A 13,226-nucleotide genomic window follows, 5' to 3' on the forward strand; every position below is an offset into this window, starting at 1 on the left:
AAAAGTCAGAAAGTAGAAAGGAGTTTTTTGAAGAATGGAAGATAGAAAGGACCAGATCATTGATGCAGCTATAAGACGCTTTATGCATTATGGTTTTAGTAAGACAACAATGAATGAGATTGCGGAGGATATAAAAATCACCAAAGCGAATTTATATTATTATTACTCGGAGAAGAATGCGCTTATACGGGATGTTATTATACGTTTGACAGATGAGTACAGGGAAGAGGAAGAGAAGTTGGTAGCTGTGCATAAAGGTACAACCTACGATCTGATCATGAAGATTTTGGAATTACGGGATGCTTTTGTACGCAAGTATTATATATTGCATATGAACGAGAACCTGGAATGGATTAAAGGACTTTCGATGCAAGAGTTTTTTCAGTGTCTCCACAATCGCGACGTACAGGCGCTTTATGAGATATTCAAGGTCGGTGCCGAGAAGGGAGAACTCAATGAAGAGCATCTCTATGAAACAGCGGAAATCTATGTGGAACTGATGAAGAGCTTATCCTTGATGTGCAATATTTCTGATATCATCTCTGGAATACCAAATCAGGATCGTTTTGATGAAGTGTTACAGAAACAAAAACTAGCTACTAAGCTGTTTTTTAATGGTATAAATAAAAAGTAGATATAAAATTAGGACAAATAAATTAGGAATGAAAACAATCAGAATACTAGCCAGCCTTTTATTAGGTACGATGGTTTTCCAAAGTCATGCACAGCAGCAATTAAGCCTAAGTGATGCGATCAAATTTGCTTTGCAGAATAAAAAGGAAGCTAAAAAAGCTAAATTGGATCTCGAAAACTCACAATATCAGATTGATGAGGTTAGAGGTAGTGCATTGCCACAAATTACAGCAAACGGATCCTTAAAATATAATGTTTTGATTCCGGAAATGGTATTGGAAGCAGGTGGGCAGACGCAAACCATCAAGATGGGGCAACCTTGGAATTCCACTGCGATGGTTTCGCTCAATCAGCAACTATTTAACCAATCGATATTTACGGGTTTGAAAGCCGCAAAAACAACCAAAGAGTTTTATCAGATAAATGCACAATTGACTGATGAACAGGTGATCGAAAAAGTAGCAAATGCATATTATGAAATTTATCAGGAACATCTGAAATTACAAACAATCGAGAATAATCTTGAAAGTACAACAAAAACAAAGAATGTAACTGAGGGAATGGTGAATGCAGGATTGGCGAAGCGAATTGATCTGGATCGTCTGGTTGTTAATGTAAATAATCTGGAAGCACAACGGCAACAATCATTAAATTCAGTACAGATTAAAGAGAATGCCTTGAAATTCGCAATCGGAAAGCCAATTGAAGAGGATATTGAGTTGTCAAAAGAAACATTCGAACTGAACCCCGCGCTAACGGCGGAAACTGCCAATGTTGAAAATCGCTCAGAGGTACAATTGGCTAAAAAGCAAATCGAATTGTATCAACTCAATAAAAAATCTAAAGTTGCAGATCTTTATCCAAAGTTGTCTTTAGGTGGTGATTTTGGTTTTAACGGTTTTGGTAAAGGTTTTCCGATTGGTAGCAATTTCAACTGGCCTAAAACATCGAGCATTGGTTTAAACCTTTCTGTTCCAATTTTTACAGGCGGGACTACTAAAGCGAAAATCAATCAGGCAGATATTCAGATTAGACAAGCCGAGGTAGATTTGGAAGACACAAAGCTTGGACTGAATTTGGCAAAAGAGAATGCCAGATCGCAGGTTAAGATCAGTTTATTGAATATTGATAACAACCGTCGTAATGTGGTACTTGCGAAGGATGTTTTAAGTGATACACAAAACAATTTTAATAACGGTCTTGCGACCCTGACTGAGCTATTGGATGCCGAGAAAGCTTTGGCAGATGCTGAAAACAACTTAAATACCAGCTTATTGAACTATAAGGTTGCCGAAGTACAGATTATAAAGGCAAATGGTGAACTGAAATCATTAATTAAAGAATAATTGACTACAACTATATGAAACGCGGAATTATTACCTTATTGATTATTGCTGCCGGGTTGGCAGGTATATTTTTTGTGCTGAACAAAAATAAAAAGAAAAATGAAGCCGAAACAGCAGAAGTTGCTAAGACAAATGCGGCGATCGCGGTCCGTATTGATACTGCGAAAGTGAGCTCAATGGACTTACGTTACACCGCTAACGGAACGTTCGAACCTAAACAGGAGGTGACAGTCGGTGCGGAAACTGCAGGACGTGTTGTCCGTGTATTGGTTGATGAGGGCGCACATGTGAGTGTTGGTCAGACATTGGCAATTATAGAAGGCGATAAGCTAAATGTGAATGTCGCAAATGCGCAGGCATCTTATGATAATGCATTGGCCGATATGAAACGTCATGAAAATGCTTTTTCAACAGGTGGTGTCACACAACAAAAAGTAGATGAAGTAAGGTTGAAATTGGAAAGTGCCAAAAACAGCCTGCGTTCAGCTAAACTGAATGCTGGTGATGTGACTATCAAGACATCTGTCGCTGGAGTAGTCAATTCACGTAAAATTGAACCAGGAGCTTATGTCAGCCCAGGAACAGCGGCTTTTGATATCGTAAATGTTGGTAGTTTAAAATTACGTGTCAATGTTGATGAGAAAAATGTGGCTACGTTACGAGTAGGCCAGTCTGTTGATGTGTCAGCAAGTGTATATGCAGACCAAAGATTCACAGGTAAGGTGACATTTATTGCTCCTAAATCAGACGGAAGTTTGAATTTTCCGGTAGAAATTGAAGTCAATAACTCATCGAACCAATTGCGTGCCGGTATGTATGGGACAGCAATGTTTGGGGAAGGGGTTGTCGGTAATACACTGATCGTGCCTCGCAATGCATTCGTTGGTAGCGTGAGTGATAATAAAATATTCGTTCTTAAAAATGGTAAAGCAATCGAAACCAATGTGAAATCCGGAAGAAACTTTGGCGATCACATTGAAATCTTGGGTGGCTTGCAAAATGGCGATCAAGTGATTGTTTCGGGTCAAATCAACTTGTTTGATCAGAGCCCTGTTGAAATTATTAAATAATGTATACTGAAAAACAGTAGCAAATGAAGTCGTGGTTTCATTACCATTAAAAACAAATAATTCTAATGAAAATTACCGAAATATCGATAAAACGTCCCAGTATAATTATCGTATTATTTATAATACTGACATTAGGCGGGCTGTTTTCCTATACTCAATTGGGGTACGAGTTAGTCCCTAAATTTGAGATCAACGTAATCACGGTGCAGACTGTCTATCCGGGGGCATCGCCTTCTGAGGTGGAAAGCTCAGTGACCAAAAAAATTGAGGATGCGATTTCCTCGCTGGAGAGTATTAAGAAAGTAGAGTCGACTTCCCTCGAGGGTGTATCCATTGTGATGATTACCTTAAATAATGGTGCGGATGTCAACTTCCTGCTGACGGATGCTCAACGGAAAATCAATGCCGTTGTTAATGATTTGCCGGATGATGTGAAAACACCATCGTTATCCAAATTCTCATTGGATGATGTTGCTATCATGAGCTTAGCCGTAACATCAAACTTATCGGAAAAAGAATTGTATGACTTATTAGACAATAAGATCCAGCCAGTTTTTGCCCGGATCAACGGGGTAGCCAAAGTGGATATGATCGGTGGTGAGGAACGTGAAATTCAGATTTCTGTAGACCCTAAGAAAATTGAAGGTTATGGTTTAACAATCGCGCAGGTGCAACAAACTGTTGCTTCCTCCAATCTTGATTTTCCAACAGGTAACGTAAGTACCCGTGATAACAGAACAACAATCCGTTTGGCGGGTAAAGTGACCTCAATCGAAGAATTGCGTAATCTACCGATTACGACACCGGCAGGTGTACAGATCTATTTACGCGATATCGCTGATGTGCAGGACGGAATCAAAGAAATTGAAAAAGTGGCCCGTTTGGATCGTCAGAACACCATCTTGTTACAGGTCTTTAAACAATCGGATGCCAATGCAGTAGCTGTATCCGAAGGTGTTAAAAAGACAATTGGGCAGGTAGAAAAAGATTATGCAAGCAATAAGATCAAGATTCTTGTCGCAAATGACTCTTCTGATTTTACATTGAATGCTGCCAATAACGTAATCCATGACTTGATGATCGCGATTGCCCTGGTAGGATTTATCATGTTGTTCTTCTTACAGAGTTTGCGTAATGCCGCGATTACCATGGTTGCGATTCCATTATCACTGATCGCGACATTTATTGGTTTGTTGTTGATGGGGTATACCCTAAACCTGATGTCTTTATTGGGATTATCACTGGTTGTAGGTATTTTGGTGGATGATGCGATCGTTGTTATCGAGAATATCCACCGTCACATGGAGATGGGGAAAAATAAAGTGCGTGCCGCATTTGATGGAGCATCAGAGATCGGTTTCACCGTAACAGCGATTACCTTAGTAATCGTGGTGGTGTTTTTACCGATTGCAATGTCTACCGGTTTGGTGGCAAACATTCTTGCTCAATTTTGTGTGACCGTAATTATTTCCACTTTGCTATCCCTGCTTGTGTCCTTTACAGTTGTGCCCTGGTTATATTCCCGTTTCGGAAAGCTGGAGCATTTGAGCAAAACTTCTTTCTTCGGACGTATAATCCATGGATTTGAAAGTGGTTTGACAGCTTTTACACATTGGGTATCCGGATTGTTGGTCTGGGCATTAAAAAGCCGGATGAATAAATTGGCAACACTGGGACTTGCTGTAGGCTTATTGGTCGCTTCTTTTATGCTTGTTGTCAAAGGTTATATCGGTTCGGACTTCTTCCCTGGAATAGACCGTAAGGAATTTTTCATCCAATTGGAATTGGACAAAGATGCTTCTTTGGAGAAGACCAACTTATTGACGCAAAAGGCCGAAGCTTATATTAAATCAAAGCCAGATGTCAAGGAAATCATCACTACTGTAGGACAGTCTTCGGATGGTATGGCTTCGACAACAGGATCACGTTATAAATCCGAAATCCACGTTATTCTGGATAAAGAAAATTTCGAAGGTAATTCTCAGGTATATTCTGCGACTTTAAAACGTGAATTGGAAAACAAACTGATTGGTGCGAAGATTAAAACCGTGAATGTTGGTATCATGGGGGCAGAGCAGGCGCCGTTGAAATTAACCATCATCGGTTCTTCGGTGGAAGATGCACAAGAATTTGCGGAGAAAGCGGCAGATCAATTGCGTAAGATCCCAGGAGCAGCAGGAGTGAAGTTAACTTCCGAAGCTGGTAACCCTGAGATCAATGTGAAAATTGACCGCGATAAGATGACGTCTTTGGGATTGAACGTATCCACAGTGGGTATGACAATGCAGACTGCATTTTCTGGAAATACAGATAATAAATATAGAGCGGGTGATAATGAGTACGATATCAATATCCGTTATACGGAGAGCGGTCGTGCCAGTATAGATAACGTGCGTGACCTGAAATTTATCAATAGTAAAGGTGCTTCAATTTCATTGGAACAATTTGCAACAGTTTCTTATGGTTCAGGACCTACCTTATTGGAGCGCCGTGATAAATCGCCGGCGGTATCTATCCAAGGTCAGGCAATCGGTAGACCAATGGGTACCGTAGCACAGGAATGGCAGGCTCAATTTGAGAAACTTCCACGCAAACCTGGAATTGTCTTCATTTGGGGTGGTAACATGGAAAATCAGTCAGAAGGCTTCGGTACATTGGGAATTGCATTATTGGCGTCAATTATCTTGGTATACCTTGTTATGGTGGCGCTATATGATAGCTTTATCACGCCTTTTGTGGTATTGTTCTCTATTCCACTGTCCTTTATTGGTGCCTTGTTGTTCCTTGCATTGGGTAATCAGACATTGAATATCTTTACCATCTTGGGTATTATCATGCTGATTGGTCTGGTAGCCAAGAATGCGATCATGTTAGTCGATTTTGCGAACCACCGGAAAGAAGCTGGTGATAGCACACACGACGCACTGGTCGCTGCTAACCATGCCCGTCTTCGTCCAATCTTGATGACGACAATTGCCATGGTATTTGGTATGATTCCGATTGCTATTGCTACGGGTGATGGCGCGGATATGAACAGAGGTCTGGCAATCGTTATCATTGGTGGTCTACTGTCGTCTCTATTCTTGACCCTTGTTGTCGTACCGGTCGTATATTCGATCTTTGACCGCTTTGGTAAAAAGAAAAAGACTGACTATGAGGCATTGATTGTAGAGGATTATGACCATGTTGATGTAGCAGAACATTAAAAATAAATCAATTTTACAAAAGAAAGGAGGCTAAGTGATTGGCCTCCTTTCTTTTTGTGTTAATTTTAGGTTAATCAATCGATTGCGTAAATATTTTTTACTACATTGCGACGCATTAACAAAATATATATATACTTAAAATTGAGACAAGCATGTGTGGAATTGTAGGATACACAGGTTACCGTCAGGCGTATAGTATCGTCATTGATGGATTGAAAAAATTAGAATACCGTGGATATGACAGTGCGGGAGTGGCACTGCACAAAGGTGAACAGGTTGATGTTTACAAAAAGACCGGCAAAGTAGTGAATCTGGAAGAATTCGTTTACGGTCAGGATCTCCAGTCAACAACAGGAATAGGGCATACACGTTGGGCCACCCATGGTGAACCTTCTGACCGCAACGCTCATCCGCATTACTCAAATAGTGGACGTATTGCGATGATCCATAATGGCATCATCGAAAACTACGCTTCCCTAAAATCAGAATTAATTAGCAAAGGTTACCAGTTCAAAAGTGATACGGATACTGAAGTACTCGTTAACTTTATCGAGGAGATCCAATCTCAAAATGAATGCTCCCTAGAAGAAGCGATCCGGATTGCACTAAAAAGGGTGGTGGGTGCCTATGTGATCCTTGTATTGGAGGCTGGTCATCCAGATCGGATTATTGCCGCTAGAAAGGGAAGTCCCTTGGTTATCGGAATAGGTAAAAATGAGCATTTCTTGGGTTCAGATGCTTCACCTATGTTAGCTTATACCAAAGAAGTTGTTTACATCAATGACTATGAACTCGCGATTATCACACCCGATGAACTAATCCTCAAGAATTTGGGAAATGAACGGATTACACCGTACATCCAAAAATTGGATCTGGAATTATCGGCTATTGAAAAAGGCGGTTACGATCACTTTATGCTAAAGGAGATCTTCGAACAGCCACATACTATCTACGATTCAATGCGCGGTCGTCTGGATCTGCAAGCGAAGCAAATTATTCTGAGCGGAATTGAGAAGTACGCGAATGAAATCAGCAGCACCAATCGGATTGTCATTGTTGCTTGTGGTACGAGCTGGCATGCTGGCTTGATTGCCGAATATGTCATTGAAGAACTATGCCGTATTAATGTTGAGGTGGAGTATGCTTCGGAGTTCCGCTATCGCAATCCTGTGATTCATCCCGGAGATGTAATTTTGGCCATCTCACAAAGTGGTGAGACTGCAGATACGTTAGTGGCTCTGGAAAATGCGAAAAAACAAGGCGCTATCATTCTTGGTGTGGTCAATGTTGTGGGATCTTCCATCGCCCGTCTTTCTGACGCAGGAGCTTATACACATGCTGGCCCTGAAATCGGTGTGGCAAGTACCAAAGCTTTTACAGCACAGCTAACTGTGCTAAATCTGATCGCATTAAAAATAGCAGCCTTAAAAGGAACGATTTCGGAAGAACGTTTTCTGAAACTATCGGAAGAATTACATGCTGTTCCGGAAAAGGTTGAGTGGATATTGGATACGCAGATCGAAAAGATCCAGCAAATTGCAAAAAAATATAAGGACGCTCGGGACTTCCTGTTTCTTGGTAGGGGGTATAATTTCCCAGTTGCCTTGGAAGGTGCGCTAAAGCTAAAAGAGATCTCTTATATTCATGCCGAAGGTTATCCTGCAGCAGAGATGAAACATGGCCCTATTGCTTTGGTCGATGAGCATTTGCCTGTTGTTTTCGTCGCAACGAAGGATGCTTATCATGAAAAGATTGTCTCCAATATCCAGGAGATAAAAGCAAGGAAGGGGAAGATTATTTCTGTAGTTACAAGAGGTGATGCCGTTTCCGAAGAGCTTTCGGATGACTTTATGGAAATTCCAGAGGCAGATGAGATTATTGCTCCTTTAATTTCTGTTGTTCCTTTGCAGTTATTGTCTTATTATATCGGTGTGGAGTTAGGCTTAGATGTTGACAAACCTCGTAATCTCGCCAAATCTGTTACAGTAGAATAAGGAGGCGCATGAGTGTATTAAAGAAAAGACCTTTGGAGCATTTGGGGTATGATTTTATCCCAAATGAATTTCTCCAGGAAGGGCAGGATGAGTATACCCTGCGTTTTCAGCAGAATCCACGCAATGATTACCGTGACCTTACGGCAAATGAGGTTCAGGAGCTAATAGCCAATGGTAATTGGTCGAGCGACTGGTCCAAGGTAAAGGTGTCAGCAGTCTTCGATCCAAAGCAAATCCAAGGGTGTAAATTTTATGGTTTGGTACGTATCGGAAATCTAAGCCCCAGTTATTTGGAATACCGCAATCTACAGCTTCCCATCGGTTTATATCATTCAACCATTATCAGTTCGGATTTTGGTGATGATGTAGCTGTACATCATATAGGGTATTTATCCTATTTTATTGTGGGTAATGAAGTGCTGTTGAGTCAAATTAAGGAGATGGAGACCGGTAGCACCGCTAAATTTGGTAACGGAATTCTGCGGGACGGCGAAGAATCGGGTAAACGTATTCAATTGGAACTATGCAATGAAAATGGTGCACGATCGGTGTATCCTTTTGATGGGATGCAGGCTGCAGATGTCTACCTGTGGACACGAAATCGCCATGATCAGGAGTTACAGCATCGTTTTGAAGAACTGACAGACCAAAAATTTGGTACACAACGTGGATATTATAGCCAGATCGGTGATCGCTGCATTATCAAAAATACGTTTACGATCAAGAATGTTAAGATCGGTACCGATGCCTACATCAAAGGGGTGAATAAGCTGAAGAACGTGACGGTTAACTCTTCACAGGAATCCTATACCCAAATTGGAGAGGGCTGTGAGCTGGTCAATGGTATCATTGGCTACGGTTGCCGTATATTCTATGGAGTCAAAGCGGTACGTTTTATTTTGGCCTCTTATTCGCAATTGAAATATGGCGCACGGTTGATCAATTCTTATCTGGGTGATAATTCGACGATATCCTGTTGTGAAGTGCTCAATTCTCTCATTTTTCCGGCACATGAACAACATCATAATAATTCTTTCCTATGTGCGGCATTGGTGATGGGGCAAAGTAATATGGCTGCAGGGGCTACAGTTGGGTCAAACCACAATTCCAGGGCAGCTGATGGTGAGATTATTGCAGGGCGTGGTTTTTGGCCAGGCTTATGTGTGAGCCTCAAGCACAACTCGAGGTTTGCCTCTTACTGTTTAATTGTCAAGGGCGACTTTTTACACGAGCTTGATATTCAATTGCCTTTTACGCTGGTAAGCAACGATGTACAGCACGATCGGCTTGTACTTATCCCAGGATATTGGTTTATGTATAATATGTACGCCTTGGTACGCAATGCCAATAAGTATGAAGCACGGGACAATAGACATTTTAAAAACCAATATTTTGAGTACGATATGTTGGCTCCTGATACGGTCAATGAAATGTTTGCCGGAATGGAAACACTTGCTTTTGCGGTATCGGAAAGCCTTCAACACGAAGAACATAAGACACGGGAGGAGCGCATTGTGGCTGGACGTGCCTTACTTGCCAATAATATTGATCTAAAAGATAAGACTATTGTTTTATCCGGCGCAGAGAATTCCCGCCGACCCACAGTGATTCAAAAAGTTGGCGAGGCCTATCATCTTTATCGTTCATTCATCAAGTATTATGGTGTTTTGCACCTGATGGACGCACTGGAGGAAGGTCGCTCGCTCGATGATATCATGGAGAGCCTTGCTGCTGAACGACGGACAAACTGGGAAAATATCGGTGGACAGCTTATCGAAAGTACTGCATTGCAGGTTTTTCTGGATGATATCAAGTCCAAAAAGATAGACTCCTGGGACGATATTCATGAGTTTTATCATGAGCGTAGCAAGTACTATCCGTTGGATAAGCGAAAGCATGCCTTATTGTCCCTAATTGAAATTCTGACTTTGGAAGGTATGGAAATATCCAGAGATAAAATTGTATCTTTGTTGGATCAGGCTTTGGGACACCGAATCTGGATTGGCGAGCAGATCTATAAATCCCGCGCTAAAGATTACAAAAATCCGTTCAAGAACATGGTATATGCCAATGATGAAGAACGTGATATAGTGGTTGGGAAATTGACAGAAAACTCCTTTATCAATCAACAGCAAAAAGAACTAGAGATATTTAAAATAAGGGTTGCTAATTTGAAAGGGCAATTTTAAAAGAAAGGCTTCCGCTCGGAAGCCTTTTCTTTTTTATCTTTAGGTACCAGATCGTGATATGATCAATTCAGCACAAGTATGCAGGATAGTTATCCAGCATCATGAATCTTGTCTAACGGTTTCCGTTTATTCTCCTTGATATGCTTAAAATGACTTGGTGTCAGTCCAGTTACTTTTTTGAACTGATTGCTTAAATAAGCAACACTGGAGTAATTCAGTTGATAGGCTATTTCGCTTAAAGTCAGTTCATCATAGACCAATAATTCCTTGACATATTCGATTTTTTGGCTGATGAAATATTTCTCAATCGTCATGCCTTCCACATCCGAAAATAGATTCGAAATATAGTTGTAATCGTGATAAATCTGATTACTTATTATTTCCGATAAATTGAGATTGGTGTTGTTGTTTTGGTTGCGGATTAGATCCAGCACCAAATGTTTGACCTGTTCAATAAGTACTGTTCTCTTGTCGTCGATCAATTCAAAGCCAAGGGCGGAAAAGCTCTCGGCCAATTGAGCAGACTGTTCTCTGTTCAACGTTTCTTCAATTTCGACCTGCCCTAAAGAAATATGTTTAATGTGAAGATTAAGCTTGGCCAATTCGTTTTCGACAACCATGATGCACCTATTGCATACCATATTCTTTATTGCGAGTTTCATTCGAGTTTTTTTAATACAAGTTACAAATCTAAACCCAAAAATCGCAATTTAATCGGACATTCTGTTGTAAGATTTGGGGCATATGTTGTAGAGTTTTGGTGCAGTAAAACCGAATGATCGAGATGCCGTAGTTTTAGATGAATAAGGTGTACAGCGGTGGCACTATGGATTAATCTCAATAGGGGTGCCTATGGGAACAGCGCGGTAGAGCTCATCAATTTCCGTGTTGGTCAATGCCATACAGCCGAAAGTCCAGTCTACACTACGTTGTAGCTTGCCAATGAAGCCCATTCCGTTTCGCAGTCCATGAATTTTGATATCACCACCAACAGTTTTACCCAGAGTTTTGGCATGGGCAATATCCTTTTCATTGGGATAGGATACCCCTAAGTTCTTATGGTAGCCACTGTATTGATTCTTATCGTTGATATAATACGATCCTTCTGGAGTTTTTAGATCACCCTCAATTTCTTTTGCGCCTACGGGTTGTCCACCGAGTGAAATACGGTAGGATTTGAGTAATTTCCCCTTTGCGTAAGCCAATAAGGTCCGTTTGGATTTATACACCACAAGCCTGTCGATTACAGCATTTTTTGATAAACGGGATTCAGGATAGAGGTTGTAGACCGTCAGCGCCAAAATGGATAGGAGGAATAAGGTAATACCTACTTTTAGCCAGTTGCTACGACTTTTATTTCGCTTCATAGGATCAGTTATTTTATATATCGTTGCTTTGTGTATTTGGCAGGTGTCTGATTCGCGTCAATGTAAGATACAAAGTCCCTAGATAAGAGACTTTGTATTGCTATTTGAAATGGTCAGTTGTTAAAATTCACGATCCACATCCTTGTCGCCACGTCCAGATAAATTGACGATAGCGAGTTTATTTTTATCTTTTAGAAGCTTAATAGCCAATGCGACCGCATGCGAAGATTCGATTGCCGGAATAATTCCCTCTAATTTTGAAAGCAGTTTATAAGCTGCAATTGCTTCATCATCTGTTACTGGGTAATAGTTTGCTCTATTGCTGTCCTTTAAAGCTGCATGTTGGGGTGATATACCCGGATAGTCCAGTCCCGCAGAAACCGAAGTAGAAGGAATTGGATTACCCGCATCGTCAACCAGGCAATAGGAATATGTACCTTGGAATACAGTAGGTTTGCCAAAAGATAGGGTAGCGGCTGTTTTAGGGTAGGTTCCTGAACCACCACCTTCGCCACCATTGATTTCAACTTCCTGGTCTTCTAGGAAACCTGAAAATAATCCAATGGCATTTGATCCACCGCCTACACATGCAAAGATACTATCTGGAAGACGTCCTTCTTGTTCAAGGATCTGTTGTCTGGCTTCTTTCCCGATAACGCTCTGAAAATATCCAACCATTTTTGGGTAGGGATGTGGTCCGACATGTGAGCCCAAAAGGTAATAGGAGCTAGGGTTTTCTACGTAGTACATCAAGGCTGCGTCAACAGCGTCTTTAAGCGTACGGCTTCCTAGATTTGTCGTAACAACTTGAGCACCCAGTAGTTCCATCCGTTTTACGTTCAGCGCCTGACGGGCAGCATCAATCTCACCCATAAATACCTTACAAGGGATATTTAATAATGCCGCTGCTGTGGCGGTTGCAACACCATGTTGTCCTGCACCGGTTTCAGCGATGATCTCGGTAGCACCCATTTGTTTGGCCAATAAGATCTGACCGATGCAATTGTTTATTTTATGTGAACCCGTATGGTTTAGGTCTTCCCGCTTTAGATAGATTCTGGAACCAACATATTCACTTAGGTTTTTTGCAAAATACAAAGGTGATGGGCGTCCTACATAGTGTTTAAGGATGGAAATAAATTCTTTTTGGAATTCTTCTTTCTGTACATGGCTATCGAAAAATTCGGCTAACTTGTTTAACTGACTTTCCAAAACAGGTGGGATAAAAGATCCGCCATACTCACCATATTTACCATTGTATTGAAGCATGTTTTCGTTCGCTTCGACAGATGCACACTTTTCTAGACTCATTTTAGGCTTAAGTTTTCTCGTTGTAAAAATGTTTGATAATAAAAGAAGCCTAAATATAGTAATCTTTGTAGGTTTTGGACTAAAAACAACAAAATTTGTTTATGAATTGG

The 13,226-nt window shown here is 40.9% G+C and carries 9 protein-coding genes; 6 read left to right on the top strand and 3 right to left on the bottom strand.

What is annotated here, in order from left to right; genetic code table 11:
- The first annotated feature begins 34 nt into the window (after positions 1-34).
- The 6 genes from M2408_RS01305 (at position 35) to M2408_RS01330 (ending at position 10,438) form a co-directional block, all read left to right on the top strand.
- On the top strand, positions 35-634 hold the full coding sequence (locus M2408_RS01305) for a TetR/AcrR family transcriptional regulator (protein ID WP_259178580.1): 600 nt from the start codon (positions 35-37) through the stop codon (positions 632-634).
- Positions 635-662: 28 nt separating this feature from the next.
- Complete coding sequence (locus M2408_RS01310) at positions 663-1,979, top strand: TolC family protein (RefSeq protein WP_259178582.1); 1,317 nt, start codon at positions 663-665, stop codon at positions 1,977-1,979.
- Positions 1,980-1,993: 14 nt separating this feature from the next.
- Positions 1,994-3,049: an efflux RND transporter periplasmic adaptor subunit gene (locus M2408_RS01315; RefSeq protein WP_259178584.1), complete on the top strand. Its 1,056-nt coding sequence runs from the start codon at positions 1,994-1,996 to the stop codon at positions 3,047-3,049.
- 65 nt (positions 3,050-3,114) lie between these two features.
- Entirely contained in the window at positions 3,115-6,255 is a 3,141-nt protein-coding gene (locus M2408_RS01320) for an efflux RND transporter permease subunit (RefSeq protein WP_259178585.1), read from the top strand.
- Positions 6,256-6,407: 152 nt separating this feature from the next.
- Positions 6,408-8,249, top strand: coding sequence for a glutamine--fructose-6-phosphate transaminase (isomerizing) (glmS, locus tag M2408_RS01325; RefSeq protein ID WP_259178586.1), 1,842 nt, complete (start codon positions 6,408-6,410; stop codon positions 8,247-8,249).
- A gap of 8 nt (positions 8,250-8,257) precedes the next feature.
- Positions 8,258-10,438 (top strand): DUF4954 family protein, encoded by a 2,181-nt coding sequence (locus tag M2408_RS01330; protein ID WP_259178587.1) that lies wholly within the window; start codon positions 8,258-8,260, stop codon positions 10,436-10,438.
- An 89-nt stretch (positions 10,439-10,527) separates the two neighbouring features.
- Here the strand turns inward: M2408_RS01330 and M2408_RS01335 are convergent, their stop codons facing one another.
- The 3 genes from M2408_RS01335 to trpB form a co-directional block, all read right to left on the bottom strand.
- Positions 10,528-11,100, bottom strand: a complete 573-nt coding sequence (locus M2408_RS01335) for a helix-turn-helix domain-containing protein (RefSeq protein ID WP_259178589.1) — start codon at positions 11,098-11,100, stop codon at positions 10,528-10,530.
- A 162-nt stretch (positions 11,101-11,262) separates the two neighbouring features.
- Positions 11,263-11,805 carry a murein L,D-transpeptidase family protein gene (locus M2408_RS01340; protein WP_259178590.1) on the bottom strand — a complete coding sequence of 181 codons (543 nt, stop codon included), beginning with the start codon at positions 11,803-11,805 and terminating at the stop codon, positions 11,263-11,265.
- A gap of 120 nt (positions 11,806-11,925) precedes the next feature.
- On the bottom strand, positions 11,926-13,116 hold the full coding sequence (trpB, locus tag M2408_RS01345) for a tryptophan synthase subunit beta (RefSeq protein WP_259178591.1): 1,191 nt from the start codon (positions 13,114-13,116) through the stop codon (positions 11,926-11,928).
- Positions 13,117-13,226 lie beyond the last annotated feature (110 nt).

The sequence above is a fragment of the Sphingobacterium sp. BIGb0165 genome (assembly GCF_024810095.1).
Lineage (GTDB): Bacteria > Bacteroidota > Bacteroidia > Sphingobacteriales > Sphingobacteriaceae > Sphingobacterium > Sphingobacterium detergens.